This window comes from Collinsella aerofaciens (assembly GCF_039062365.1).
Taxonomy (GTDB): domain Bacteria; phylum Actinomycetota; class Coriobacteriia; order Coriobacteriales; family Coriobacteriaceae; genus Collinsella.
In genome coordinates this window covers 35,087-61,029 of record NZ_JBCJBI010000007.1, presented here as the reverse complement: position 1 = coordinate 61,029, position 25,943 = coordinate 35,087, and the positions used below count along the sequence as shown (strand labels likewise).

General features: G+C 64.8%; 25 protein-coding genes and 1 tRNA gene. 20 read left to right on the top strand and 6 right to left on the bottom strand.

Annotated features, from left to right (window positions below):
* Window positions 1-67 precede the first annotated feature (67 nt).
* The 3 genes from ABCN01_RS05125 to ABCN01_RS05115 all read left to right on the top strand — a co-directional run bounded on the left by ABCN01_RS05125 (window position 68) and on the right by ABCN01_RS05115 (window position 2,330).
* Window positions 68-144: transfer RNA gene (locus tag ABCN01_RS05125), tRNA-Glu, on the top strand.
* Window positions 145-294: 150 nt separating this feature from the next.
* Window positions 295-1,602 (top strand): lysylphosphatidylglycerol synthase transmembrane domain-containing protein, encoded by a 1,308-nt coding sequence (locus tag ABCN01_RS05120; RefSeq protein ID WP_342996266.1) that lies wholly within the window; start codon window positions 295-297, stop codon window positions 1,600-1,602.
* Between the two features lie 116 nt (window positions 1,603-1,718).
* Entirely contained in the window at window positions 1,719-2,330 is a 612-nt protein-coding gene (locus tag ABCN01_RS05115; protein ID WP_342996265.1) for a TetR/AcrR family transcriptional regulator, read from the top strand.
* Window positions 2,331-2,518: 188 nt separating this feature from the next.
* On the opposite strand, the gene ABCN01_RS05110 is transcribed toward ABCN01_RS05115, so the two are convergent.
* The 6 genes from ABCN01_RS05110 to ABCN01_RS05085 all read right to left on the bottom strand — a co-directional run bounded on the left by ABCN01_RS05110 (window position 2,519) and on the right by ABCN01_RS05085 (window position 9,677).
* Complete coding sequence (locus ABCN01_RS05110; RefSeq protein WP_342996263.1) at window positions 2,519-3,952, bottom strand: radical SAM protein; 1,434 nt, start codon at window positions 3,950-3,952, stop codon at window positions 2,519-2,521.
* A 188-nt stretch (window positions 3,953-4,140) separates the two neighbouring features.
* Window positions 4,141-5,439 (bottom strand): ABC transporter ATP-binding protein, encoded by a 1,299-nt coding sequence (locus tag ABCN01_RS05105; protein WP_343014221.1) that lies wholly within the window; start codon window positions 5,437-5,439, stop codon window positions 4,141-4,143.
* 12 nt (window positions 5,440-5,451) lie between these two features.
* Window positions 5,452-6,474 (bottom strand): FecCD family ABC transporter permease, encoded by a 1,023-nt coding sequence (locus ABCN01_RS05100; protein ID WP_343014219.1) that lies wholly within the window; start codon window positions 6,472-6,474, stop codon window positions 5,452-5,454.
* Between the two features lie 22 nt (window positions 6,475-6,496).
* Window positions 6,497-8,068 carry an ABC transporter substrate-binding protein gene (locus tag ABCN01_RS05095; protein WP_342996258.1) on the bottom strand — a complete coding sequence of 524 codons (1,572 nt, stop codon included), beginning with the start codon at window positions 8,066-8,068 and terminating at the stop codon, window positions 6,497-6,499.
* A 4-nt stretch (window positions 8,069-8,072) separates the two neighbouring features.
* Window positions 8,073-8,606 (bottom strand): hypothetical protein, encoded by a 534-nt coding sequence (locus ABCN01_RS05090; RefSeq protein WP_342996257.1) that lies wholly within the window; start codon window positions 8,604-8,606, stop codon window positions 8,073-8,075.
* A gap of 144 nt (window positions 8,607-8,750) precedes the next feature.
* Window positions 8,751-9,677 (bottom strand): sirohydrochlorin cobaltochelatase, encoded by a 927-nt coding sequence (locus ABCN01_RS05085; RefSeq protein WP_022094564.1) that lies wholly within the window; start codon window positions 9,675-9,677, stop codon window positions 8,751-8,753.
* A 458-nt stretch (window positions 9,678-10,135) separates the two neighbouring features.
* Between ABCN01_RS05085 and cobM the strand changes: the two genes are divergently transcribed.
* Genes cobM through cobK form a run of 17 tightly spaced genes read left to right on the top strand, consistent with a single transcriptional unit; the run spans window position 10,136 to window position 25,915 of the window.
* Window positions 10,136-10,927, top strand: coding sequence for a precorrin-4 C(11)-methyltransferase (gene cobM, locus ABCN01_RS05080; RefSeq protein ID WP_138112457.1), 792 nt, complete (start codon window positions 10,136-10,138; stop codon window positions 10,925-10,927).
* A 1-nt stretch (window position 10,928) separates the two neighbouring features.
* Window positions 10,929-12,113, top strand: coding sequence for a cobalt-precorrin-5B (C(1))-methyltransferase CbiD (cbiD, locus tag ABCN01_RS05075; protein ID WP_342996256.1), 1,185 nt, complete (start codon window positions 10,929-10,931; stop codon window positions 12,111-12,113).
* Window positions 12,106-12,339, top strand: a complete 234-nt coding sequence (locus ABCN01_RS05070) for an SAM-dependent methyltransferase (protein WP_342996255.1) — start codon at window positions 12,106-12,108, stop codon at window positions 12,337-12,339. The genes cbiD and ABCN01_RS05070 overlap by 8 nt, the downstream gene beginning before the upstream one ends.
* 42 nt (window positions 12,340-12,381) lie before the next feature.
* Window positions 12,382-13,473 (top strand): cobalt-precorrin 5A hydrolase, encoded by a 1,092-nt coding sequence (locus ABCN01_RS05065; protein ID WP_342996254.1) that lies wholly within the window; start codon window positions 12,382-12,384, stop codon window positions 13,471-13,473.
* Entirely contained in the window at window positions 13,473-14,216 is a 744-nt protein-coding gene (gene cobJ / locus ABCN01_RS05060) for a precorrin-3B C(17)-methyltransferase (protein WP_342996253.1), read from the top strand. Before ABCN01_RS05065 ends, cobJ begins: the two co-directional genes overlap by 1 nt.
* Window positions 14,204-15,484, top strand: a complete 1,281-nt coding sequence (cbiE, locus tag ABCN01_RS05055; protein ID WP_342996252.1) for a precorrin-6y C5,15-methyltransferase (decarboxylating) subunit CbiE — start codon at window positions 14,204-14,206, stop codon at window positions 15,482-15,484. Before cobJ ends, cbiE begins: the two co-directional genes overlap by 13 nt.
* Entirely contained in the window at window positions 15,481-16,863 is a 1,383-nt protein-coding gene (locus ABCN01_RS05050; RefSeq protein ID WP_342996251.1) for a cobyrinic acid a,c-diamide synthase CobB, read from the top strand. The genes cbiE and ABCN01_RS05050 overlap by 4 nt, the downstream gene beginning before the upstream one ends.
* Window positions 16,856-17,998, top strand: a complete 1,143-nt coding sequence (locus ABCN01_RS05045) for a nicotinate-nucleotide--dimethylbenzimidazole phosphoribosyltransferase (RefSeq protein ID WP_342996249.1) — start codon at window positions 16,856-16,858, stop codon at window positions 17,996-17,998. Before ABCN01_RS05050 ends, ABCN01_RS05045 begins: the two co-directional genes overlap by 8 nt.
* Window positions 17,995-18,543 (top strand): bifunctional adenosylcobinamide kinase/adenosylcobinamide-phosphate guanylyltransferase, encoded by a 549-nt coding sequence (locus ABCN01_RS05040; protein ID WP_055250409.1) that lies wholly within the window; start codon window positions 17,995-17,997, stop codon window positions 18,541-18,543. Before ABCN01_RS05045 ends, ABCN01_RS05040 begins: the two co-directional genes overlap by 4 nt.
* Window positions 18,540-19,307 (top strand): adenosylcobinamide-GDP ribazoletransferase, encoded by a 768-nt coding sequence (locus tag ABCN01_RS05035; RefSeq protein ID WP_342996248.1) that lies wholly within the window; start codon window positions 18,540-18,542, stop codon window positions 19,305-19,307. The genes ABCN01_RS05040 and ABCN01_RS05035 overlap by 4 nt, the downstream gene beginning before the upstream one ends.
* Window positions 19,304-20,305 carry a histidine phosphatase family protein gene (locus tag ABCN01_RS05030; RefSeq protein ID WP_342996247.1) on the top strand — a complete coding sequence of 334 codons (1,002 nt, stop codon included), beginning with the start codon at window positions 19,304-19,306 and terminating at the stop codon, window positions 20,303-20,305. The genes ABCN01_RS05035 and ABCN01_RS05030 overlap by 4 nt, the downstream gene beginning before the upstream one ends.
* Window positions 20,305-21,279, top strand: coding sequence for an adenosylcobinamide-phosphate synthase CbiB (cbiB, locus tag ABCN01_RS05025; protein ID WP_148331229.1), 975 nt, complete (start codon window positions 20,305-20,307; stop codon window positions 21,277-21,279). The genes ABCN01_RS05030 and cbiB overlap by 1 nt, the downstream gene beginning before the upstream one ends.
* Complete coding sequence (locus ABCN01_RS05020) at window positions 21,276-22,499, top strand: pyridoxal phosphate-dependent aminotransferase (protein WP_342996246.1); 1,224 nt, start codon at window positions 21,276-21,278, stop codon at window positions 22,497-22,499. The genes cbiB and ABCN01_RS05020 overlap by 4 nt, the downstream gene beginning before the upstream one ends.
* The gene (locus tag ABCN01_RS05015; protein ID WP_342996245.1) at window positions 22,492-23,991 is read left to right on the top strand and encodes a cobyric acid synthase; all 1,500 of its coding nucleotides are present in this window, start codon (window positions 22,492-22,494) and stop codon (window positions 23,989-23,991) included. The genes ABCN01_RS05020 and ABCN01_RS05015 overlap by 8 nt, the downstream gene beginning before the upstream one ends.
* Entirely contained in the window at window positions 23,988-24,503 is a 516-nt protein-coding gene (locus tag ABCN01_RS05010) for a cob(I)yrinic acid a,c-diamide adenosyltransferase (protein ID WP_342996243.1), read from the top strand. The genes ABCN01_RS05015 and ABCN01_RS05010 overlap by 4 nt, the downstream gene beginning before the upstream one ends.
* On the top strand, window positions 24,504-25,145 hold the full coding sequence (locus ABCN01_RS05005; RefSeq protein WP_055310664.1) for a precorrin-8X methylmutase: 642 nt from the start codon (window positions 24,504-24,506) through the stop codon (window positions 25,143-25,145). It begins immediately after the preceding gene.
* A complete protein-coding gene (cobK, locus tag ABCN01_RS05000; protein WP_342996242.1) occupies window positions 25,142-25,915 on the top strand; it encodes a precorrin-6A reductase in 774 nt (257 codons plus the stop codon). The genes ABCN01_RS05005 and cobK overlap by 4 nt, the downstream gene beginning before the upstream one ends.
* The last annotated feature ends 28 nt before the right edge of the window (window positions 25,916-25,943 follow it).

Here is a 25,943-nt window from a genome sequence, read left to right as displayed (position 1 = left end):
CTTCTTGCGCTGACGTTTTTTGTCCCGTAATATATTTCCTCGCAGCACGGCAGTGCAGGTGTCATGTGGCCCGTTCGTCTAGCGGTTTAGGACGCCGCCCTCTCAAGGCGGAGATCACCAGTTCGAATCTGGTACGGGCTACCACGCATCTGATACCCGGACTTCCCATGGAAGGCCGGGTTTTTTATTTTCAAACAACCGTCTGCAATTCCCGTTTGAACCAGAGCTTTGCGTTCTGCTTATGGTCCTTGCGGGTACAATATCCAAGATATTTTGACTGTTAGAAGGAGTCTCATGACGGAGTCCTCTCAGCATACGTCTAAGCCCCAGGTTGAGGTTGAGGCCTCGGGCGGAGATGACAATAAGAGCGCACGCCGCGGCGCCATCTTTATCGGCGTCGTGCTGGTGGGTTATATCGTCTATCTGGTGGTAACCGGGCAGATGGGGCAGTTCTGGGCCGCTATGTCGAGCGTGCAGGCGTCATGGCTCTTTGTCGCGTGTCTTTGCATGTTCATGTATCTGTTCTTTGGCATTGTGGCCTATGCGATCGCCGTATGGCTCGACCCTAATTCACCCGTCGGCATTCGCGACCTGATTTCGGTCGAGGCGAGTGGCATCTTCTTTGGCAACCTCACACCTATGATGATGGGCTCGACTCCCGCCCAGATCTACCGCCTGACCAAAGCGGGCCAAAATGTCGGCGAGGCCGGCGCCACGCAGTTCACGCGCTTTATCGTGTACCAGTTTGGCCTCGTTGCCTGGGGCGCTATCCTCCTGCTTGCTCGCATGCCGTTTTTCGCCGAGCGCTATGGCGACATGACGCTGCTGTGCGTCTTTAGCTTTGGCGGACACTGCTGCATCTTGCTGGGAATCTTCGCCGTCGCGCTCATGCCTAAGACCGTCACGCGCGTCGCCCATTGCATCATTAATTGGCTCGAGCGCATAGGCGTCTCGGCCACTAAGATCGAGGGATGGCGCACGTTTGTCGATGGCGAGATCTACTCCTTCTCCGAGAAGTTCAAGCTTTCGGCCGGACATTTTTCTTCCATGCTGCTCACCGTGTTTATTACCATGCTGCAGCTCGCGTTTTTCTATCTGGTTCCGTATTTCCTGATGCTTGCCTTTGGCCACCACGAGGTCGACTTTTTCTCGGTCATGGCCGCGAGCGCCTTTGTCCAGCTGCTGAGCTCTGCGGTCCCCTTGCCCGGTGGAACCGGTGGCGCTGAGGGCGGCTTTGCATTGTTCTTGGGTCATTTCTTTGGGTCGGCTTCGACCGCCGGCTATCTGCTGTGGCGCCTCATTACGTTTATTGCGCCGACCATTTTGGCTGCGCCCCTGCTGGGCCTTAAGAGCGCCCACAACGAGAGCATCCATGCGCGCTGGGATCGCGTGATGCGCAAGCTCGGCCGCACGCCTCAGACGCCCTCTGCGCCCACTAAGCCGCGCCCCACGAATGCTGTTACCGTTGATCCCAAGAAGCACGCTCAGAAGGCTTCTGGGGCCGCTAAGCCGGCTCATAAAGCCTATGTGCGCCAGACAGGCGATGGTATTCGCGTATCTCCGTCTGCACTCAATAAGAAGAAGCATCCTAAGTCGCAGTAGGGCAGTCGTGCGTTCTTCATGATGCGGGGCATATTTGTGCTATTTGGGGGATAATCCTCTTACGTAGATTATCTCTCATCTGTTGATGAATGCTCGCATATCGAAGGGACACGCCCATGGCAACCAACAAACCGCGTCTTGATCGTCGCATCGTTCGCAGCCGTAATGCCATCCTTTCGGCTTTCGAGCGCCTGCTCATGGAAAAGCCGCTGGCAGACATTACGGTGAGTGCCATCGCGCGCGAGGCCAATGTCGACCGCAAGACCTTTTACGTTCACTTTGGTACGGTTGACGGCCTGCTCGATGCCATTGCCGTCGATGTGGTGGAGATGATTGTCGACTCGGTCGAGAAAACGCTTGCTTCCATGGACGGCGACACCAATGAGCGCGCCCTGGGCGCGGCGGCGACCTTCTTTAAAACCGTTAACGAGGCACTGTGCAACAACTTGGTGCTCAATCGTCAGCTGATCGAGAATATTCCGCTCGATGATTTCATGGCTCGTCTTCGTGCGCCGCTCGAACATGAGATTGCCGAGCGCGATCTGCTGCCCCAAGGTCTCAAGGACGAGATGTTCGACTATTATCTGGCGTTTTTGCTGTCGGGTATTATCGGTATCTATCGCACGTGGGCACTGTCTGACGGCTCGGTTCCTATCGAGCGCGTCTCTGAGGTCGCCAACGACCTGACTCTTAATGGCCTGTCGAGTCTGGAATCTCGCTTGGAATAGCATTGATAATTCAACAACTTAAAGAAGTTGCGGTGGAATAGGGATCGTTTTGGCTATTGGTAGGCCGTTCTGGTCCCTATTTCACCGCAACTTAGTAAAACTGTTTTGATGGTAAGGCGGAGCAGCCTCGAAGATGAGCCTCGAGACTGCTCCGCTTCATTTCTGAGCGTTTGTCGTGTAGGGCAGCATTAATCGCCGTTTTTGAGTATGCGGCCCTGTTTTTCGAACTTGTGCATGTCGCTATCGGCCATGCCCTGCGACTTGTCCTCGTGACGCTTGGCGTATAACGGATCGTCGGAGTCGTTCCAGATGCGGTCGGCGACAGGTGACCATGCCTCGGCGGCAGCCTGGGTCTTTTCGCGCAGCTGCTCGGGTGACTCCTTCTCGATGAGATCGGTGCTCATTGCGCCACTCTCGGCGACCAGTTTGGGCAGCACGTCGGGATTCTCGAGCATGGGGCATGGTTTGAGGTAGTTGTCGTTAAACGGCATGTTCTCGTAGTACTTCATAAAGAGGGGAGAGCGCAGCGCGTCGAGTAAGCTCACATCGTGGATGTTGGCGTTTGAGTAGTGGATGAACACGCACGGCTCCACGTCTCCGGCGGCGTTGATGTGCAGGTAGCGGCGGCCGCCGGCGATACATCCGCCTACAAACTCGCCGTCGTTTTGGAAGTCGAGCGTAAACAACGGCTTCTTCTCACGCATTTCGCGGATAAAGTGATACATGTGCTCGCGCTGCTCGGGCGTGGGCATGAGCTCGGGGGTTGCGTTGCGGCCAACCGGCATAAAGTGGAAGTACCAGCAGAAGAGTGCTCCCTCGCCGATCATCCAGTCCATGTTCTCCTCGGTAGCAACCGTATCGGCATTGGCGCTGGTCCAACAGGTGGAGATACCAAACGGCAAGTCGCGCTCGCGCAGGAGTTTCATGGCGTGCTCGATCTTTGCGTAGGTACCCTCGCCGCGACGGGCGTCGGTTGTGTGCTCATTGCCCTCGGCGCTGATGGCAGGGACAAAATTACCTACGCGAATCATGTCGTCGCAGAAGGCCTCGTCGATCAGCGTGGAGTTGGTAAAGCAGAGAAACACGCAGTCCTGATGTTTTTCGCAAATTCTGATCAGGTCGTGCTTGCGGACGAGCGGCTCGCCGCCGGTATAGATGTAGATATGCGTACCGAGCTCTTTGCCCTGCGTAACGATAGAGTCGATGTCTTCGAACGAGAGATTCTGCTTGTAGCCGTACTCGGCGGCCCAGCAGCCCGTGCAATGCAGGTTGCAGGCGCTCGTGGGATCGAGCAGGATGGCCCACGGAACGTTGCACTGGTACTTTTCGCGGTTCTTTTCCTGCTCTGGCCAAGCAAGCAGGTTGGCGTCGACAATGAGGGTCTTAAGCAGTTTGGTTCGCATCTGGGGATTAAGGCTGAACACACGCATGATCAGGTCATACCAATTGCCGCGGCTCTTGATGACATTGGTGAATGCCTCTCGCTGTACAGGAAATACGCGATTGGGGACCAGCTTGTTCACGAGGTCCATGATTTTGTCGATGTTTTCTTGCGGGTTGTCGTCGAGATAATCGATGAGCTTGTTAAGCGCTGCACGCTCTGCTGACTGTGTAAGCGACATGGGTATATCCTTTCACGTGTGCTTAATGTGTGATAATACCCACTTGTAGATTAAACGAAGTCTAAAGATTTGGAATGTGTCTATTCAACGAATCAATTTAATTTGGGGTGAAGCGTTATACGCCGACACCTTCTAAGTTGCGGTGAAATAGTGTCAGATGGGGATGCGGACGATTTCTTGGGCCGCGCCTAGGCGTATCCATTGGAATCCTCCGATGCGCCTTCGCACGCTTGCATGACCTCGATACCATGCGATCGTGCGAACTCGACGAGCTCTGCGTTGCGGGCGTTTATGGTGCCGAAGGCGGCGGGGCACACGATAAGGCGCGCGCAGTGGACGAGGAGCTCTTTGGCGCGGGCTATGCTTTTATCCCCGATCGGCTCGAAGGCGCGCTCGGCCACGCATTCCGTCGCCAGGTCGCGCGCGAGCTCGCAGTCGATGTCCCCTTCGTGCAGAACGCCCGCGTAGAACGCCTTGCCCTGCCGGATGAGCTGGCGAAACACAGCCGACCCCGTACCTGCGCCGGCGATGACGAACGTGTGCGCATCGCCGTGTGGGCGCCCAATTTCCACGCTGCCGAAGCGCTCGTTGAAGGTGCCATGTTGAAGGCCGTAGAGCTCGCCAATCGTCTCGCGCGTGAATATGTCCTCGGGTGCGCCGGCGCGGAAGACCCGGCCGTCCTTCACGCAAATCACCTTGTCGGCGCTTTTCTGCGCGAGCTCGAGTTCGTGGATGGACATGATGACAGCCACATTCCGCGATTTCGCAAGGTGGCGTAGTATTCGCAGCAGGTCGATCTGGTAGCGGATATCGAGATACGACGTGGGCTCGTCGAGCACGAGCACACGCGGATCCTGCGCGATGGCACGTGCGAGCATGACGCGCTGGCGTTGCCCGTCGCTTATCTGCATGAAGTCGCGCTCGGCGAGCTCTTCCACATGTGCGGTTTTCATGGCCTCATCGAACCGACTATGGTCGTCGGGCGAGAGTGTGCCCATTCGCCCGGTGTAGGGATGCCTTCCCGCCTCCACGATATCGCGGCAGGTGAGGAGCTCGGTCCGGGGGCGATCTGTCAGCATAACGGCAAGGTTCCTTGCGAACTCCGCCGTCTTCCATCGGGAAATCTCCCGCCCGTCGAGCTCGACCGCGCCGGCAAGCGGTGCCAGATGGCGTGTGATGGTTTTCAAGATGGTCGACTTGCCCGAGCCGTTCGGCCCGATGAGTGCAACGACGTCGCCCGCGCGAACCTCCAGATCGACGCCTTCGACTACGACCTTCTTGTCGTAGCCCGCCGACAGGTTGCTTATGCGGAAAAGCGGCGCTCCGTCAGCCTGCGTTTCGACCGGGGTTTCGAGGTTCGACTCCGCTCGAAGGAGGCGTTCCGCGCGCAGTTCCGCACGAGCCGAAAGTGCCTTCTGGCGCTTTCGTGCGAGCTCAGGACTGTCTAAGCATGGAATGTCCCCTCCGAGCGTTTTGGGCTGCGGCACGAATTTCCCCATCTACCTCACCCGCTTCTTCAACATGAGTGCGATAACCACCGGCGCGCCGAAGATGGCGGTGACGGCGCTGATGGAAAGCTCGACGGGGGAGAACAGCGTGCGCGCGATCAAATCGCAGCCCGCGCAGAAGATGGCGCCTCCCAAGAAGCACGCAGGAATCACGCGGATGGGCTTCGACGACTTCAGCGCCGACTTAACGAGATGCGGAACCGCGATGCCTACGAACGACACCGGACCAGCGAACGCGGTCACGCAGGCGGAGAGCATGCTCGCTAGAAGGACGAGCACCACGTGGAAGCGTGCGACGTTCACGCCGACGCTTTTCGCGTAGGCTTCTCCCAGCTGGAAGGCGGAAAGGGGCTTCGATATCGCGAATACGCATGCGCTCACGGTGATCACCACGACCGCGATGACCGCGATGTCGTCCCAGCTCGAACCCGAGAAGCTACCCAAAGACCAGTTGTGCAGGTTCACGATGGACTGGTCGTCGGCGAAGGCGATGAGAAAGTTCGTCGCCGCCGAGCAGATGTATCCCACCATGACGCCCGCCACGATGAGCATGGCCATGGAACTTATGCGCCGTGCGATGAGGAGCACGAAGCCGATGGTGATAAGCGAGCCCAGAAACGCTGCGGCCACCATGGCCGGCGAGGACATGGCCTGGTTCGCGCCCAGAAGTACGATCATCGTAAGCGCGACGACGAACTTTGCGCCCGAGGAGACGCCCAAGATGAACGGGTCGGCGATGGGATTGTTGAAAAACGTCTGCAGCAGGAACCCGGAGAGGGAAAGCGCCCCGCCGAGAAGCACGGCTGAAAGCACACGCGGCAGGCGAATCTCCCAGATGACTTGGCTTTCCATGGAATTGGCCGCGCCGTCCGAAAGGATGCCGGGGATGTGGTCTGCGGGCACGAGCACGCTCCCGACGCACAGGTTGGCCCCGACGAGCACGATGAGGGCAACGGCGAGCAGCGCCGTCACGACGCGACACCGCGCGGCGCGCCCCGATTCGTCGTATGTCATGGAAAGTCGGCTTCTCATGGTGCTAGCCGAGCTTCCTCAGATAATGGAAGTCGCTCGCGTCATCGCCGGTGAACGCCCCGTGCAGCTCGTCGATAATGTCGGCGGTAGAAGTCATCTGCTGGTACATGTCGGCGCTTGTGACCCAGACGTTGCCGTTCTTCACGGCCTTGAACTGCGACAATAGCGCATTTTTGCCTACGAAGTCGTTCAAGGTGGCAACCGATTCGTCGATGGTGCCGTTGTAGACGATGATGTCGGCATCCTTCGCCGTCGCGTAGAAGCGCTCCATTTCGAGCGTTACTGACGAACCTGACGTCGACGCCGTCTGCGCGTCATCGAGCGCGTAGTTGCCGCCTGCAAGCTCGATCATCTGCGCCACATAGTCGCCCGCCCGCCGCGTGACGGCGGCCCCGTTCGAGTTAATGTAGAAATACGCCACGGTTTTACCTGACGACGCGAGCCCCGACGTTTGCTCGACGCGGGCCTTCTGCTCGTTGAACAGGCGTGCGGCCTCGTCTTCCTTGTCGAACAGGACGCCGAAAAGCTTAATCCACTCGAGGCGCCCGAGTGCTTCGGGCTCGCTCGACGACTGTTCGGTGAGCACTACGAGCCCGAGCTTCTGCAGCTTTTCCTTCACATCGGGCGTGTGGTTGATCATGGTGTTCTCGATGGCGAGCGTGCAGCCCGAGGCCGATATTCGCTCGTAGTCGGGCGCGCTGTACTTGCCGCCGTAGGCGATTGCCCCACTTTCGAGCGCGCTTTTGAAGCCCGCGACCGAGCAATCGTTAGCCTTCGTGCCCGACATGATGATATTGTCGTTCGCATCGAGCGCGTCGACCAGGCACATCGTCGCCGAAGACACGAGGTACACCTTGTCGGCGGGGCGCCTTATGACCGCGATGTCGGAGCTCAACCCATCAGGTACCTTCGCATCTTGCGGCACCACGAGGAAGCGCTCCCCGTTCGAAATGCAGATAAGCCGCAGGCCGCCTTCGAACTCGTCGACAGTGAAGTGCTCGGCGTATTCAAGCTGAAGCGTCCCCGTCGGCTTCCAGCCGCAGCCCAAATCGGCGTTGTGGAAGTCGGCCGCGGCGTTTGAAGCCGTTCCCGCAGGGGAGCCGCCGCTTGCTTCGTCGCCCGATTTCTCCTTCATGGTGGATGAATCGAAGTGGAGCGTGTAGTCGATGGTGTGCGGCGTCGACATGGCGACGGTCTCGGCCGACACGGCGATGTCCTCGTCGAGCGTGACGGGTATCTCGAACGTGGAGTTGCCGCCGTCGTTTACGGGCGCGTAGTCCACGCCTCCGACGGTCATCTTGTCGTAGTTCGAACTCGACCAGGTGATGGTCGCGGTGTAGTTGTCGCCATCCTTCACAATTGTGGTGGGTGAGGCGATGCTTGCGCGCCCTGACCCACCGGAAAGCGAGACGCTCACAGTGTATTCCTGAGAGCCCGCCGTGCCACCGGTCGCGTTCGGGCTCGCACTGCACCCCGCGAAGGGAAGCGCGAGCAGGGCGACGAGAACGTAGGCGATCGCGCGCACCGCGATGCTGCGACGCTTCCTGCTTTCCCCCTTGGGAAGAATCGACCGCATGGCGTTACTTCAGTGCGTCGGCGCGCAGATCGACGCCGGCGGATTCGAACACGAGCGTGCGGTCGTACCACCGCTCCCTTTTAATGCTCCACGCGGCGCAGTCGGTGTCCTCGTCGAGTGCTTCAACGGGCACGTCGTAGGTGTACTTGCCTTCCGCGTTTTCCACATAGGGGATGAAGTCGGCCTCGCTCGCGGCGGCAGCCTCGTCGCCCGTGCCCATGAAGAGTTTGCCGTAGCCCGTGCCTGAAAGCGTCATCACGCAGTGCATGGAGCCGTTTTCCACGATGAGCTGGGCGTCCACAATCCTGAACATGTTCGAGCTGGAATCTACGGTGATCGGATAGGTGCCGTCGGCCACCTTGTCGGCGGTGATGGGGGCAGCGCTTGCGCCCTCGGGCGCATCGGCCGCCTGTTCGGTCTTTTCCTGGGAATCGGCATCGCTTGCCTTTGCGCTGTCGATTGAATTTCCGCCGCAGCCGGCGAGCGAGAACGCGAAAAGCGCCGCCGACAGGGCGAAGGCGAGGGTTTTCTTCAACATGGAGGGGTTCCTTTCAATCGCTTCGACCGCCCGCGCCGTGCGGTGGGCGGGCGGGATGCGAATGCAACGGGCATGCGCCGTCAGTCGGGGAAGGCGCATGCCCGTTGCACGGGGACGCGACCGGCGCCCCCGTGCGCGGCGAGTTTACAGCTTGGCGATGGCGTCGTCCACGTGCGAGACGTAGATGTCGTCGACCGCGACGTTCTGTCCCAGACCCTGGAGCAGGCACGTCACTTCGAAGCCGGCGGCCACGAACTTCGCAGCCCAGCTGTCGGGGTCGGTCTCGTCTGCCATGTCGTTGTTCGCGTGGTCGCCCGCGACCACCATGAACGGCGCGAGCACGGCCTTCTTGTAGCCTGCGGCGCTCGCGGCGGCGATAACATCCTCGCAGGTCGGTTCAGCCTCGACGGTGCCGACGAAGAACTGCGTCAAGCCCTCGTTCTTAAACACTTCCTGCATCTTGGCATAGTCGGCGTTGGAATCGGCTTCGGTGCCGTGGCCCATGAGGCACAGCGCCGTCTTGCCGTCGTCGAAGGACGCCATGTTCTCCTTAATGGCTGCGGCCACCTTCTTGTAGTCGTCGTCGGAGGTGAGCAGCGGGTCGCCGAGCGAGATTTTGTCGAACTTGTCGGCGTACTTGTCGAGTTCGTCTTTCACGTCGGTGTATTCCAGGCCACCCATGAGATGCGTCGGCTGCACGACGATTTCCTTCACGCCGTCTTCCACGCAGCGGTCGAGCGCCTCGGTCATGTTGTCGATCGTGATGCCGTCACGCTTCTTCAGCTTGTCGATGATGATCTGCGCGGTGAAGGCGCGGCGGATGTCGTAGTCCTGCCAGTACTTCTCGCGGATAGCGTCTTCGATGGCGCCGATGGTGATGTGGCGTGAGTCGTTGTAGCTCGTGCCGAAGCTCGTGACGAGGATGACCGGCTTCACGGCCTTCTCCTTTTCACTCGATTTCTCGGAACTCGCGGAGGTGTTGGAGCAGCCCGCGAGCGCGACTCCGGCGAGCGCGACGGCTCCGGTTGCTGCGGCGCCCATGAAGCCGCGGCGTGACATCTGGTCGGACATGGTTTTTCCTTTCCTCGGTTTGCCGGTCCCCCGGCGACAGTTGCTTGTCGGCACAAGCGAAAGAAAAGCGCACCCCTCGGGGTTCACAAGGAGCTAACGCCACGGCGATGCCGTGAGGAAAAGGCGAAGCAGTCTGGCTTGGGGCGCGAGGCGGTTCGCCCGCGCGTCCTATACAGTAATGTCCCTTGCCCAGGATTCCCACCTGGTTCCCTCCGCAAGCCAGCGCGGGCTGTGCGGGCGCCGCGCCGGTCATTTCCTTTTATCCGATTGTCATATGCTCGTTGCCGAATCTTTTACTATGATAGTGGGCACTTGTAAACGTGTCAAAGCCAGGGCGGGCGGCATTGCGCCTCCTGCCTGCGTATTTGTGCCGATTGCCGCCGCAGGCGCCGTGTTTTGCCCGCTGCGCGAATGGCGGCGTAAACGGTTGCGATGAGAAACGGGAAGGGAAGGCTCGGATGATTCATATCGTTGGCGCAGGCTCGGGCGCCGCCGACCTTATCACGCTGCGCGGGGCGCGCCTTCTGCGCGCGGCCGATGTGGTCGTTTGGGCGGGAAGCCTTGTGAACCCCGAGCTGCTCGCCGAGTGCAAGGAATCCTGCATCGTCTACGACAGCGCGCACATGACCTTGGAGGAAGTGCTCGACGTGATGTGCGCGGCAGATGCGCGGGGCGAGGAAGTGGTGCGCCTGCACACGGGCGACCCGTGCCTGTACGGCGCCATCCAGGAGCAGATGGACGCGCTCGACGCACGCGGCGTGGACTACGAGGTGGTGCCCGGCGTGTCGAGCTTTTGCGGTGCCGCGGCGGCACTTCGCCAGGAATACACGCTGCCGGGAATCAGCCAGTCGGTCGTGATCACGCGGCTTTCCGGACGCACCCCCATGCCCGCGGGCGAGGGCATGCGCACCATGGCGGAAAGCGGCTCGACTATGGTCATCTTCCTGAGCTCGGGTATGCTCGCCGAGCTTTCCGCCGAGCTTCTGGCCGCGGGCCGCAGCTCCGACGAGCCGGCGGCGCTCGTGTACAAGGCGACCTGGCCTGAGGAGCGCGTGGTGCGATGCACAGTGGGCACGCTCGCCGATGCGGGCGCGCGAGAGGGCATCGACCGCACGGCGCTCGTGGTGGTGGGCCGCGTGCTCGGAGCTCGCGGCGGGCTTGCGCACAACGGCGCGCAAGCGGAGTCGTACGAGCGCAGCAAGCTTTACGACCCTTCGTTTGCCACGGGGTATCGGAAGGCGAGCAGCTAGCGTGGCCTTCGAGCATTACATATATACCGGGACGACCCGCCTGCGCTGCGGCTACACCACGGGGAGCTGCGCCGCGCTCGCGGCGAAGGCAGCCTGCGAGATGCTCTTGTCACGAAAGCCCGTCGGCCGCGTGTCGATCGTCACCCCCGGCGGGCTGCCCGTCGAGGCGAACGTGGTCGACGCATGCATCGGCGAGGGGTGCGCCCAGTGCGCCGTGCGAAAGGACGCAGGCGACGATGCCGATGTGACCGACGGCGTGCTCGTGTACGCGCGCGTGGAACATGCGGGGTCGGGCACGGGTGCTGCGGGCGGCAAGGACGTGCCCGCGCGCGAATCGGAAGTTTCCGTCGATGGCGGCGTGGGCGTGGGGCGCGTGACGTTGCCCGGGCTCGAGCAGCCGGTGGGGGCGGCCGCCATCAATGCGACGCCGCGCGCGATGATCACTTCGGCGGTGCGCGAGGTGTGCGCCGCGTACGGCTTTTCTGGAAATATTGCTGTGATGATTTCGGTACCCGAGGGTGTTGCCCTTGCCGAAAAGACCTTTAACCCGCACCTGGGGATAGAGGACGGCATCTCCATCCTGGGTACGACGGGCATCGTCGAGCCGCGCAGCCTCGCTGCCTTGCGCGACAGCATCGTGCTCGAGATTCGGCAGCATGCGGCTATGGGGCGGCGCGGAGTCGTGCTCACGCCCGGCAACTACGGCGCGCAGTTCATCTCGGGGCATTTCCACCTAAACGGTGCGCCGGTGGTCTTTATCTCCAACTTTGTAGGCGATGCGATTGATTGCTGCGTTCGCGAGGGATTCACCAATGTCCTTCTTGTGGGACACATCGGCAAGTTGGTGAAGGTCGCGGGCGGCATCATGGACACCCATTCGCGTACCGCCGACTGCCGCGCGGAGATTCTGGCCGCTCACGCGGCCTTGGCCGGCGCGGGCGCGAAGACCGTGCGTGAGATCCTGTCGTCGGTCACGACCACGGCGGCGCTCGAGGTAATCGAGGCCGCCGGCGTGGGGGACGCTGCGCGCGCCTCGCTCGCTGCGGCAATCGAGGACAGGTTGCGCCGCCGCGCGGCGGGCGCATGCGACATCGCCGCGGTCGTGTTCGACGCCGAGCGCCGCGAGCTTTTCCGCACGTCGGGCGCAGATGCAGTTATCGGGGAATTGGGGGCGACGTATGAGTAAAGGCGTTCTGTACGGGGTGCGCCGCGTGATCGGCTGGTCGGGGACGAAGGTGGTCATGAAGGCGCGCCGCTCGCTTGCGGACACGAAGCGCATCCTTCGCGAGGAGGGCGCCTTCGACGGTGCCGAGCTCGTAGAGGACTGTGGTCTTCCGGGCGAGCGCGTGTACCGCTCGCTCGACGATGTGCCCGATCGGGGCAGCTACTTCTCGACGATGGTAGTGCGCTAGATGAGGATTTCCTGCATAGCGTTCACTGAGAGGGGGTATGCGTTGGCGGAGCGCACCGCACGCGCGCTTTCCGATTGCGCGCAGACAGGTGAAGATGACCCTGGCTGGAACGTTTCCGTTTCGCGCGGGTTCGGCGAGGGGAAGGCCGACCTGCGCGCATGGACGGCGCTCGCGTGGGAAGCGTCGGACGCGCTTCTGTTCGTCGGCGCGGCGGGCATCGCCGTGCGGGCGATCGCGCCGCATGTCGCCTCGAAGGCAAAAGATCCCGCGGTTGTGGTGATCGACGAGGCGGGGCGCTTTGCCGTCCCGCTTTTGTCGGGGCATTTGGGCGGTGCGAACGAGCTTGCGCAAACTGTGGCACGCGCGGCAGGGGCCATCCCCGTCATCACCACGGCGACCGACGTCCGCGGCGTGTGGGCGGTGGATACGTGGGCGCGCCGTGCGGGGCTCGCCGTTTCGAATCCCGAGGCCATCAAGCGAGTGTCGGCGCGGCTGCTTTCGGGCGGGCGCGTGGCGCTCTATTCCGACATGCCGATTTCGGGACAGCCGCCTGAGGGGGTTGACATTGCGTCCGACCGCGCTCGGGCCGATATCGTCGTGTCACCGTTCGCTGGCGCGAATGCAGGTGCGTCCGTTCTCGCGGCGGAGACAACGGGCGAGGTCGTGCCCGCCGGTGAGACGGGGAAGCCGGCGGGTGTGCGGGCGCAGGTGTCTGCGCCCGAGCCGCTTCGCCTTGTCGTGCCCTGCATCGTTGCGGGCATAGGGTGTCGTCGCGGTGCGTGCGCCGAAGCGATCGGGGAGGCGTTTCTTCTCGCGTGCGGGCAGGCGGGCATCTCGCCTTCGGCCGTGCGCGAGGCGGCGACGATCGACGTGAAGGCGCACGAGGAGGGTCTGCTCGCCTTCTGCCGCTCGCGCAATATCCCGCTTGCGACGTATTCCGCAGAGGAGTTGTCGCAGGTCGAAGGCAGCGTTTCGCCATCTGATTTCGTGCGCGCGATGGTGGGGGTCGACAACGTGTGCGAGCGCGCGGCGCTCGTGGACGGGGGCAAACTTATCTTCCCGAAGCTCGCTCACGGCGGCGTGACTGTCGCGTTTTCCAAGGTAACTATCGAACTTTCGTTTAAGGAGCGGTGATGGGAAAGCTCTTCGTGGTGGGGATCGGCCCGGGCGGCCCCGACGGCATGACGATTGCGGCTCGGCGCGCGCTCGAGGCGGCCGACATCGTTGTGGGGTACACGAAATACGTGGAGCTCGCGCTCGCCGCCGTGCCCGACGCGGCGCATCTCGCGACGCCGATGATGCACGAGGTCGAACGGTGCCGCCTGGCGCTTTCGCGCGCGCAGAGCGGAGAAGCCGTGGCGCTCGTGTGCAGCGGTGACGCGGGCGTGTACGGCATGGCGAGTCCCGTGCTGGAGCTTGCGGAGGATTACCCCGATGTAGACGTGGAAGTTATCGCCGGGGCCACCGCGGCTCAGAGCGGGTCGGCGGTGCTCGGCGCCCCGCTTGCCCACGACTTCGCGGTCGTGTCGCTCTCCGACCTGCTCACGCCATGGGAGGTCATCGAGCGCAGGCTCGCCGCCGTGGCGAGCGCCGACTTCTGCATCTGTTTGTACAACCCGCGCAGCAGAAAGCGCGCCGACAGGCTCTCACGCGCGGCGAAGATTATGCTCGAATGGAAGGCCCCCGACACGCTCTGCGGCTGGGTACGCAACATCGGGCGCGAGGGGCAGCAGGCGGGCATGTGCAGGCTCTCCGAGCTGGGGGAGATCGACGCCGACATGTTCACCACCGTGTTCGTTGGCAACGCGGACACGAAGCTCGTAGGCGGCCGTATGGTCACGCCGCGCGGGTATCGGGAGATTCCATGCGAAAGGTAACGATCATCGGGGCGGGGCCCGGAAACCCCGACTTGCTCTCGCGCGCGGCGCTCGACGCGATCGACATCGCCGACGTGGTCATCGGCGCTCATCGCGCGCTTGTCGGCATCGACGTGCCGCCCGACGTGGTGAGATGCGAGCTCGTGAAGACGGCGGACATCGTCGCCGCGCTCACCGATGCGGCGTCGTGGCAGCGCGTCGTGGTCGTGATGACGGGCGATGTGGGGCTGTTCAGCGGCGCGCGCCGCCTGGTGGAGGCGCTCTCCGGCAACGCGCAGGTGGACGTGCGCGTCATTCCCGGCATAAGCTCAGCGTCGTATCTCGCCGCGCGCCTCGCGCGTCCATGGCAGGATTGGCGCTTTGCGAGCGCTCACGGCGTGGCGTGCGACATCGTGGCCGAGGCCGAGCGCGCAGGTGAGCTCTTCCTCGCCACGTCGGGCGGGGAAGACCCCTCGCGGCTTTCCGGCGAGCTTGTGCTGGCGGGCTTCGGGGATGCGCGCGTGACGGTGGCCGAGCGCCTGTCGTACCCCGACGAGCGCATCACCTGTGCGACCGCAAGTGAAATCACAGGTCAGACGTTCGACGACTTGAACGTGATGCTTATCGATTTCGCAGGCGGCGCCGGGTCGCCTGCGGGCTCTAGCGCATCTCGCGCCGCGATCTCCCGCTGGCCGTACGCTTCCTCGGGCATTCCCGACGAGCTCTTCATCCGTGGCGACGTTCCCATGACCAAGCAGGAGGTGCGCGCCGTCGCGCTCGCGAAGCTGCGCCTTACCGCGACCGACACCGTGTGGGACGTCGGCGCCGGCACGGGGAGCGTATCGATCGAGGCGGCGCTCGTCGCGCGAGCGGGGTCGGTATGGGCGGTCGAGCGCAACGCGACCGGCGTGCGGCTCATCCGAGAGAACGCGGATGCATTCGGGTGCGGCAACGTGCATGCGGTCCCCGGCGTCGCCCCCGAAGCGCTCGCGAAACTGCCCGTCCCCGACGCCGTGTTCGTCGGCGGGAGCGCGGGCGAGCTTCCCTCCATCGTGGAGGCGGCGCTCGAGAAGAACTCGCAGGTTCGCCTGTGCGTGCCATGCGTCACTGTTGAGACGCTCACCGAGGCGTGCGCGCTCCTCTCGGGTTCGCGCTTTAAGGAGTTCGAGGCGTGTCAGGTGTCGGCCGCCCGCGCCGAGGCTGTAGGCTCGCACCATCTTATGAAGGCGCAAAACCCCGTGTTCCTCGTCAGCGCGCGTGGTGCAGGTGGGGAAGGCGGTGCCCGGTGAGCACGTCCATCCCGCGCTTCATGGTCGCTGCGCCCTCGAGCGGGAGCGGCAAGACGGTCGTAACGTGCGCGCTCCTGCGCACGCTCGCGCGCCGCGGCCTTGCATGCGCGGCCTTCAAATGCGGTCCCGACTACATTGACCCGCTCTTTCATCGCCGCGTCGTGGGTTCGCGCTCGGGGAACTTAGACGGCTTCTTCACCGGCGCCCCGACGCTGCGCGCCCTGCTCGCACGCGGCGCCGCGGGCGCGGATCTCGCGGTTCTCGAGGGGGTCATGGGCTTCTACGACGGCATGGCGCCCGGCGTGGCCGACGCGAGCAGCTACCAGGTTGCGCGCGACACGGAAACGCCGGTCGTTTTAGTGGTGAACGGGCGCGGGGCGTCTTTATCGCTCGCCGCCGTAATCCGCGGCATCGCCGAGTTCCTGCCTTGTGCGAACGTGCGCGGCGTCGTGCTGAACAAGACGAGCGCCGCTGCCTGCGCCTACGCGGCGCCTGCGATCGAGAAGCACACGGGCGTCGCGGTTTTGGGTAATATTCCCGCCGACGAGGCGTTCTCGCTCGAAAGCCGGCATCTGGGGCTTGTGACCGCCGACGAAGTCAAGCAGCTCTCCGCGCGCATCGACAAGATGGCCGAGCTGGTGGAAAAGAGCGTCAACGTCGACCGCTTGCTTGAAATAGCGGCGACGGCACCCGATATCTGCGAGGAACCTTATCGGTTGGAGCCGATCGCGGGAGCGCGGCCCATCGTCGCCGTCGCGCGTGACGAGGCGTTCTCGTTTTACTACGAGGAGAACCTGCGCGCGCTCGAGGACCTGGGTTGCGAGCTGGCCTTTTTCAGCCCCCTGTGTGATAGCGAGTTGCCCCGGGGGACAAGCGCCCTCTATCTGGGGGGCGGCTACCCGGAGCTCCATGCGCGGCAGCTCTCCGAGAACGCGCCGATGCGCGAGGCGGTGCGGCGCGCGGTGGAATCTGGCATGCCGACGGTCGCCGAATGCGGTGGGTTTCTGTATCTGCAGCGCGAAATCGCCGATAGCGAGGGGCGGCGCTGGCCTGTTGCGGGCGCCCTTGAGGGCGTAAGCGAGAACGGGGGAAGGCTGTCCCATTTCGGGTACGTGGAGCTCACTTCTCAACGCGACGGGCTCTACGGGCCGCGCGGCACACGCATCCGCGCGCACGAGTTCCACTACTGGCAGTCCACCTGCCCGGGCGGCGACTTCTGGGCGCAGAAGCCCCGGCGCGACAAGGGCTGGCCGTGCATGACGACCACCCCGTCCCTGGTTGCGGGCTTCCCGCATGTGTACTATCCTGCGAACCCCGACGTTGCGCGCGCGTTCGCGTCTGCCGCAGCGTCGTTCGCAGAGAGGAGACGGCATGGCTGAAGCAACCGAAACCGCGCTTGCCTGCATCCGCGAGGAAGTCGAGCGCGCGTTCTCGTCGGCGCCGGGCGCCGTGCTCGAAGCCGCGCTCTCCCGGATTGCGCCCGCAGACGAGTGCGCCCGCGCCGCCGCGTACGCCGCGTGGGACTCCATCGCGCACCCCTTGGGGGGATTGGGCGACTTTGAAGACGCCGTCGCGTGTATCGCCGCAGCTCAGGGGAGCGCCGAGGTGGTCGAGTTTCCCCGTGCGCTCGCGGTATTCTTCTCCGACAACGGGGTCGTTGCCGAAGGCGTGTCGCAAAGCGGGCAAGACGTGACGCGAGTCGTCGCGCGCAACATGTGCGAGGGGGCCACGAGCGCCTGCCGCATGGCGGCGTTCGCGGGTGCCGAGGTCGTGCCCGTCGACGTGGGTATGGCCTGGGGCATAGAAGACGCGCGCATGGTGCGCGCGAACGTGCGGCGGGGGAGCGGCAACATCGCGTACGGCCCCGCTATGTCTCGCGATGGGGCCGTGCGCGCGATCGAGGTCGGAATCGCCGTCGCGTGCGGGCTTGCCCGCGCCGGCGTGCGCCTTCTCGCCGCGGGCGAGATGGGCATCGGCAACACGACCACCTCGGCGGCGGTGGCCGCAGTGCTCCTCCGGACGGACGCGCGGAGTCTCGTCGGGCGCGGCGCGGGGCTCTCGGACGCCTCGCTCGCGCGCAAGCGCGACGTGGTCGAGCGCGCTATCGACGCGAACTCGCCCGATCCCGCCGACCCGATCGACGTGCTCTCGAAGGTGGGCGGCTTCGACATCGCGGCGATGTGCGGCTTCTACCTGGGGGCCGCGGCCTCGAAGGCGCCGACGCTCCTCGACGGGGTCATATCCTGCACGGCGGCCCTGTGCGCGGCGCGCCTGTGCCCCAACGCCTTGGGCTACCTCGTGGGCACCCACGCATCAAGCGAACCCGCAAGCCAGGAGCTCCTTCGCGAGCTCGGTATAAAGGCACCCCTCGACGCAGGCATGCACTTGGGCGAGGGCGCGGGCGCCATGGCGTATCTGCCCCTTCTGGATTCGGCGCTGCGCGTGTACCGGGATGGGAAGACGTTCACGGCGACTGGCATGGCTGCTTACGAGCATTTCGAGGCCGGAAAATGACGGTGACGCTCGTCATCGGCGCCGCCGCTAGCGGCAAGAGCGCCTACGCCGAGTCCCTGTGCCTCGGGCACGACGGCCCTCGCGTGTACCTGGCAACGATGGAGCCCTTCGGGGAAGAGGGCGCCCGCCGCATCGCGCGCCATCGGGCGCTGCGCGAGGGCAAGGGGTTTTCCACCCTCGAGCGCACGCGTGACGTGGGCGCCGCAGTGCCCGGGCTTCCGCGCGGCTGCACGCTTCTTTTGGAGGACGTGGGCAACCTGGTTGCAAACGAGCTTTTCGCGGAAGGCGGCTTGTCCCCACGTGACCCCGACGCTGCGGCGCGCGAGGTGCTCGGAGGCATCGAACGGCTCGCTCAGGCCGCTGCGTATACGGTGGTGGTCACCGTCGACGTGTTCGCCGATGGGATGCGCTACGATGAGGGGACCGAGGCATGGAGGCGCGCGCTCGCGCGCGTGAACGCGGGCGTGGCGGCGCTGGCCGACCGCGCAGTCGAAGTGGTATGCGGGATTCCCGTGTGGATGAAAGGCGAAGGACCTACAAGGTGAAGATAGCAGAGGCAATCGGCGCGGCGTTCGGAACGTTCTCGCGCATCCCCGTCCCGAAATCGGCTTGGACCGATTTCGGGTCAACCCATGCTCTTGCCGCGTTTCCCCTGGTGGGCCTTGCGGAAGGCTTACTCATGACGGCGTGGGGGCACGTGGGGAACCTGCTCGGCGTGCCCGCGACCATCGTCGCGGCTGTGTTCGTGGCGCTGCCTGTGGCGGTGACGGGAGGCATCCACCTAGACGGGCTCTGCGACACCTCCGATGCGCTTGCAAGTTGGGCCCCGCGCGAACGAAAGCTCGAGATCATGCACGACCCGCGGGCGGGCGCCTTCGGGGTCATCGGTGTTGTCGTGTACCTTATTCTGCAGTTTTCCCTGTTCACCGCGCTGCCGCTTACGGCGGGGACGTTCCTCGCGCTTCTGTGCTCGCTCGTGTTCTCCCGCGCGCTTTCGGGGCTCGCCGTTGAATGCTGGCCTGCCGCGCGGGCGGACGGCATGGCCGCGGGGCTCTCGCCTTCGAAGAAGCGCGCGGCGATCGTCGTGCCGCTTTGCGCTTTCGCTGCGGCTTCGGCTGCAGGGATGGTCGCGTGCGCTCAGGCCGTCGGTGCCCTTATGGCGGTGGCGGGGCTTTTGGCGCTCGCGTGGTACCGCCATGTTGCCCTGTCCCGCTTCGGCGGGGTGACGGGGGATTTGGCCGGATGGTTTCTGCAATGGGCCGAGCTCGCGATGCTTGCCATGCTGGTGGCGGGGGGCATGCTCCTATGATGCTCGTGGTAGGTGGCGCGCATTCGGGGAAGAGGACCTTCGTGCGCGAAAAGCTCGGGTTCGCGGCGGACGATTTCGTCGATGCGGCGCAGCTTGCGGAGGGCGGCGTGCCCGCGGCTTTTGCCGGCCGCGTCGCGTACCGTGCTGAGGAACTCGTACGCGCGCTCGACGCTGACCGGGCGCTCGATCGGCTGATCGGCTTCGACGCAGTGATTCTGCCCTTAGTCGGCTCGGGGGTCGTCCCCATGCGTGCGGAAGACGCCCAATGGCGCGAGCGTGCGGGGCGCCTGGGATGCGCGCTCGCTGCGCGTGCCGACGTCGTCGTGCGCATGACGTGCGGGATTCCCCAAGTCATCAAAGGAAACCTTGCCGATGCGCCTCGAGGGACGCAGGGCGCGGTCGCGCCTTTGGAAGTCGTCTTCGTGCGCCATGGTGCCACGGCGGGCACGGAAGACCATCGCTACAGCGGGGCGGGCACTGACGAGCCCCTGTCGAGCGCGGGCGAGCGCGCTTTGCGCAACCTCGCGTGCGATCGTGACGTGTACCGTGTTATCACGAGCGGCATGGCTCGCACCGACCAGACGGCGCGCATCCTCTTCCCGAACGCGGAGCTTATGGCGTGCCCCGGTCTGCGCGAGATGGATTTCGGCGACTTCGAGGGGCGAAGCGCCGCCGAACTTAAAGAGGATGCGCGTTACCGCGCCTGGGTAGACTCCTGGTGTGAGACGCGCTGCCCGCATGGCGAGGGCAAGAGCGATTTCACCCGCCGCGTCGTCGCGGCGTTTCGGGAGGCGTGCGAATCGGAGCGCGCCCAGGGGAGTGGGCGCGCCGTCTTCGTCGTTCACGTGGGTACCGTGAAAGCGCTGCTCTCCGAGCTAGCTGTCCCGAAAATGGGATACTTCGACGTGCATACCGAGCCGGGTGGTGCATGGGCCGCCACCTGGGATGGGCGCTGCCTTCGCGACGTTCGCCCCGCTTCGGGGGGCGATGCCCGGTGATGACGATTCTTGCCGTCGCCGCCGGGTTCGCGGCCGACCTTGCCTTCGGCGACCCGCGCTGGCTTCCCCATCCCGTCGTCGCCATGGGGCGCGCGATCACGTGGGCCGAAGGCCGCCTGCGGGGCGCATTCCCGCAAACGTCCGCGGGCACGCGCGCCGCAGGGCTTGTGCTCGCCGTGGCGCTTCCGCTTGCGTGTGGGCTTTTGACCTGGGGAATCCTGCATCTTTGCGGCATGGTTCACTCCGGCTTGCGCTTCGTGGCCGAGGCATGGGCAAGCTATCAGATTCTCGCGGCATGCGAGCTTCGCCGCCAGAGCCTGGCCGTGGCCCGCGCGTTCTCGAAGGGCGGCCTTGTCGCGGCTCGCGAAGCCGTCGGGCTCATCGTGGGACGCGACACGTCTGTTCTCGACGAGCAGGGCGTTGCGCGCGCCGCCGTGGAAACGGTGGCGGAGAACGCGAGCGACGGCGTCATCGCGCCGCTTTTCTACCTTATGATCGGGGGTGCGCCCTTGGGCATGGCGTACAAGGCGGTGAACACGCTCGACAGCATGGTGGGCTACAAAAATGAGCGCTACATCGACTTCGGCTGCGCCTCGGCGCGCCTCGACGATGCGGTGAACTGGATTCCCTCGCGCTTATCGGCCCTGCTCATGATCGCCGTGTGCCCGATCGTCGGGCTCGACGCGCGCGGGGCGGCGCGCATCTGGCGCCGCGACAGGCGTCGCCATGCGAGCCCCAACTCGGCGCAGACCGAGTCAGCGTGCGCGGGCGCGCTCGGGCTGCGCCTGGCGGGACCCGCGGTGTATTTCGGCAAGCTCGTTGAGAAACCGACGATAGGCGACGCGTCCCGCGAAATCGAGTGGGGCGACATCGCACGGGCGACAAGGCTCATGCTCGCCGCGTCCGTATGCGCGCTCGTCGTCTTCGGCGCCGCGCGCGCGGCGGTCGTGCTCGCCGTGGGGGCGATGGCATGAGGGAAGACCACGCCGCGCCCCAGGCTGCCGGGGGAATCCTGCGCGCCCGTACGCATGGGGGCAGCTCGCAATCGCTCGGCATCGCTTGCGAAGGGGGCGCCTCCGACCTCATTGACTTCTCGGTGAACGTGAATCCGGGAGGCCCCTCGCCGCGCGCCGTCGCCGCAGCTTGCAAGACGCTTTCTCGAATCGACGCCTACCCCGATAGGGAAAGCCTCGCACTCGTTCGCGCCCTAGGGCGCGCCCAGGGCATTCCCGAAGATACTATCGTCTGCGGCGCGGGCGCGTCTGACATCATCTGGCGGCTCGCCGCGGCGGTACGCCCGAAACGCATCGTCGTGTGCGCGCCGACGTTCTCTGAATATGCGGAGGCGGCATCGTACTACGGTGCATGCGTGCAGGAGTTCCCGCTCTCCGAGGCGGATGACTTCGACGTGCCCGCTTCCTTCGCCCGCGCGATCGAGGGGCCGGGAGACGTGGCGTACCTCTGCAATCCGAACAACCCGACGGGGCGCCTCGTCGACCCCCGCGTGATCGATGCCGCGGCTTGCCGCTGCGAGCAGGTGGGCGCGCTGCTCGTCGTGGACGAGTGCTTCCTCGGATTTGCGCCCGACGCCCGCGAAAGGAGCGTGGCCGCACGCGCCGCGTGTTCGCACCATGTGGCCGTGCTCTCCGCGTTCACCAAGCTCTACGGAATGGCAGGGTTGCGGTTGGGGTATCTGATCAGCGGAAACGCCCAACTCATCGAGGGGATTCGTCGGGCGGGGCAGGCGTGGCCCGTCTCCTCGGTCGCCGAGGCCGCGGGCATCGCCGCCCTGGAAGACGTCGAATACGTCTCGCGCACGCGCGATGTATTGGCGGGCGAGCGAGCGTGGCTTTCCCACGAGCTCTCCTCGCTCGGGCTTTCCGTCGTGCCGTCGGATGCGAACTTCCTTTTAGTCCGCACGCCGGCGAAAGACATCCCCGAGCGCCTGTATAAACAGGGGGTTTTGGTCCGCACGTGCGACTCGTTTTCGATACTGTCCCGTTTCTGGTGCCGCGTCGCCGTGCGCACGCACAAGGAGAATGCCCGGCTTGCGATGGCGTTCAGCCGCGCGCTTCGGGCGGAAGGCGCATCGGGCGAAGGCGAACCCGACGAACGGGGCGGCGCTTCTTGCAGCGGCGCTATGGCGGGCGCGGATGGCCGAGGCTCGGCGAAGGAGGTCGATACCCGTGGGTAGGGCGAAGCCCATCATGATCCAGGGCACCATGTCGAACGCGGGGAAGAGCCTGCTTGCGGCGGGGCTGTGCCGTGTGCTTTCGCAGGACGGCCTGCGCGTGGCTCCCTTCAAGAGCCAGAACATGGCGCTCAACAGCGGTGTCACGGCCGACGGGCTCGAGATGGGGCGCGCCCAGATTATGCAGGCCGAGGCGTGCGGCATCGCGCCCGACGTGCGCATGAACCCCATCCTGCTCAAGCCCGAAAGCGACCACCGAAGCCAGCTTATCGTGGCCGGCAAGGCGCAGGGAGCCTTTGCTGCGAGGGACTACTTCGCGCGAAAGAAGGCGCTCATGCCGCAGATTTTGGAGGCGTTCAATTCGCTCGCGGAGGAAAACGACGTCATCGTCATCGAGGGCGCCGGCAGTCCCGTCGAAATCAACCTTGCCGAAAACGACATCGTCAACATGGGGCTCGCGCGCGCCGTGTCCTCCCCCGTGCTGCTCGCGGGCGACATCGACCCAGGCGGGGTGTTTGCCCAGCTCTACGGCACGGTCGCGCTCCTTGCGCCCGAGGACCGCGCGCTTTTGCGGGGGCTTATGGTGAACAAGTTCCGCGGCGATGTGGAAATCCTGCGTCCGGGTTTGGCTCCGCTCGAGAAAATGTGCGGGGTTCCCGTCGTGGGGGTCGTGCCGTATCTTACGCTCGACCTGGACGACGAGGACTCGCTCGCGCCGCGCCTAACTGCCCGCGAGGCGCGCGGCGTCATCGACGTCGCCGTCGTGCGCCTTCCGCATCTGTCGAACTTCACCGACTTCGACCCGCTTTCGCGCGTGCCCGGCATGGGCGTGCGCTACGTTTCCTCGACGACCGATCTGGGCCGACCCGACCTGGTGGTGCTTCCCGGCTCGAAGTCCACGGTCGACGACGCGCGCTGGCTTGCGGCTAGCGGCATCGGAGCCTGTGTACGCGCGCTTTCGGGCGCGGGCACGCCGGTGCTCGGCATATGCGGAGGCTACCAGCTTTTGGGAGACGAGCTTTCGGACCCGCACGGCAGGGAAGGCGCTGGCACCGCGCGCGGGCTCGGGCTCATCCCTGCAAGTACGGTGTTCAAGGAGGAAAAGCGCCTCGCCCAGTCGGAGCTGCGCATCACGGGCGCCCAAGGCGCGTTCTCGGTGTGGAACGGCATGACGGCGCGTGGGTACGAGATTCACGACGGCGAAACGACCGTCTCCTGCGCCCCTGCGGGCACGATTGGCGGCAAACCAGAAGGCGCGGCCTGCGGAAACGTGTTCGGAACCTATCTCCACGGCCTGTTCGACGAACCGGGGGTGGCGCTCGCCCTCGCGCGCTCGCTCGCGCGCATGCGCGGCCTGCCCGAGAGCGTCGTGGGTGCTGCGGGCGCGGCGTCCGCGGCCGATCACCGTGCGCGCGAGTTCGACCGCCTGGCCGACGTCGTGCGCGGAGCGCTCGACATGGAGTATGTCTACCGCATTATCGAGGAGGGCGTATGATTCACGTGTATCATGGCGACGGCAAAGGCAAGACCACGGCGGCGATGGGCCTCGCCCTTCGCATGCTCGCCGCAGGCCGCCGCGTCGTCGTCGTGCAGTTCCTGAAAGACGGCGAAAGCGGGGAGGCGCGCCTGCTCGCCGAGTATTTCGGCGTGCCCGTGTTCGCGGGGAACGTGTCGGACAAGTTTACCTGGTCGATGTCGTCGGAAGAACTTGCCGCTACGTGCGAGCTGCACGATGGGAACCTCGCTTCCGCGCTTGCCGAGCTCGAGGGCGCGCAGGAGGGGCTGCTCGTGCTCGACGAGGCGCTCGATGCGCTTTCGAAGGGGCTTGTCGACGAGGCGCTCGTGGACCGCGCGCTCGATATGTCCGCGCGCGGCGTCGAAGTAGCGCTCACCGGGCGCGCGCCTTCCCGCAAGATCGTGGAGAAGGCCGACTACATAACCGAGATGCGGTGCGAGAAACACCCCTACGAGCAGGGGATATGTGCAAGGGAAGGAGTGGAGTACTAGATGGATTCCAAGGAGATGGCGCCCGGCGACATCGAGCGGCGCAGCTTCGAGATCATCACCGAAGAGCTCGGCGGCCGCACGTTCCCGCCGCTCGAAGAACCCGTCGTGAAGCGCGTCATCCACACCACTGCCGACTTCTCGTACGCCGATTCCCTCGTTTTCACTCATGACGCCGCGCACTGTGCGCTCGACGCACTGCGCGCAGGGGCCACGGTGCTCACCGATACGAACATGGCGCTCGCAGGCATAAGCAAGCCTGCGCTCGCGAAGCTCGGCTGCAAGGCCGTGTGCTACATGGCCGACCCTGATGTCGCCGTGGCTGCGCGCGCCGCGGGCACGACTCGCGCCGTTGCGAGCATGGACAAAGCTTGCGGCATCGAGGGTCCGCTCATCGTGGCCGTCGGCAACGCTCCCACAGCACTTCTGCGCCTCGCCGAGCTCATGGACGAGGGGAAGATCGCGCCCGCGCTCGTCGTTGGGGTGCCGGTCGGGTTTGTGAACGTGGTCGAGGCGAAAGAGGAGCTACTCGCGCGACGCGCGCCGGCCATCGTCGCGAGGGGTCGCAAGGGTGGTTCGACCGTGGCGGCCGCCATTATGAACGCGCTGCTCTACCAGATCACGCGCCCAGGCGGCCCGAAGTGACGGCGCCCGCATCTGCGCCGGCGCTGCGCATCTTCGCCGGCACCACCGAGGGCCGCCTTCTGTGCGAATGGGCGAGCGGGGCGGGCATCCCCGCCCGTGCCTACGCGGCAACCGAGTACGGAGGCGAGCTTTTGGGCGAGCTTCCGGGCATCGAGGTGCATGCGAGCAGGCTCGACGAGGCCGACATGGAGCGCGAGCTTTCCGGCGCGCGCATCGTCGTCGACGCCACGCACCCCTTCGCTACGCTCGCCAGCGGCAACATCCGGGTCGCTTCGCTCGCCGTGGGTGTACGATGTCTGCGCCTTGCGCGTGCGGCCGAGGCGCTGCCCAAAGGCGTCGTGTCGGTCGCGTCGATCGCCTGCGCGGCGCGCTTTCTCTCCGAGAACCCGGGTCGCGCGCTTCTCACGACGGGGAGCAAGGAGCTTGCTCCCTATACGCGCGTCGCCGATTTCTCGGAGCGCTTCTTCGTGCGTGTGCTCCCGCTGCCCGGTGCTATAACGAAGTGCATCGACGCGGGGTTTTCGCCGTCGCACGTCATCGGCATGCAGGGGCCCTTCACCCGCGAGCTCAACGAGGCGATGCTTCGGCAGGTGGGAGCCCAGTGGCTTGTGACCAAGGACTCGGGAACCGTAGGCGGCACGGCCGAGAAGCTTGCCGCCGCGCGCGACGTGGGAGCGCGCTGCATCGTGGTCACCCGTCCCGCCGAGGGAGACGGGGGCCTTTCGCTTCGGGAAGTGGAAGACGCACTCTTACGGGAGTTCGCGCGCTAGGCGCTCGCCGTGCCTGCGCGTCCTCCCG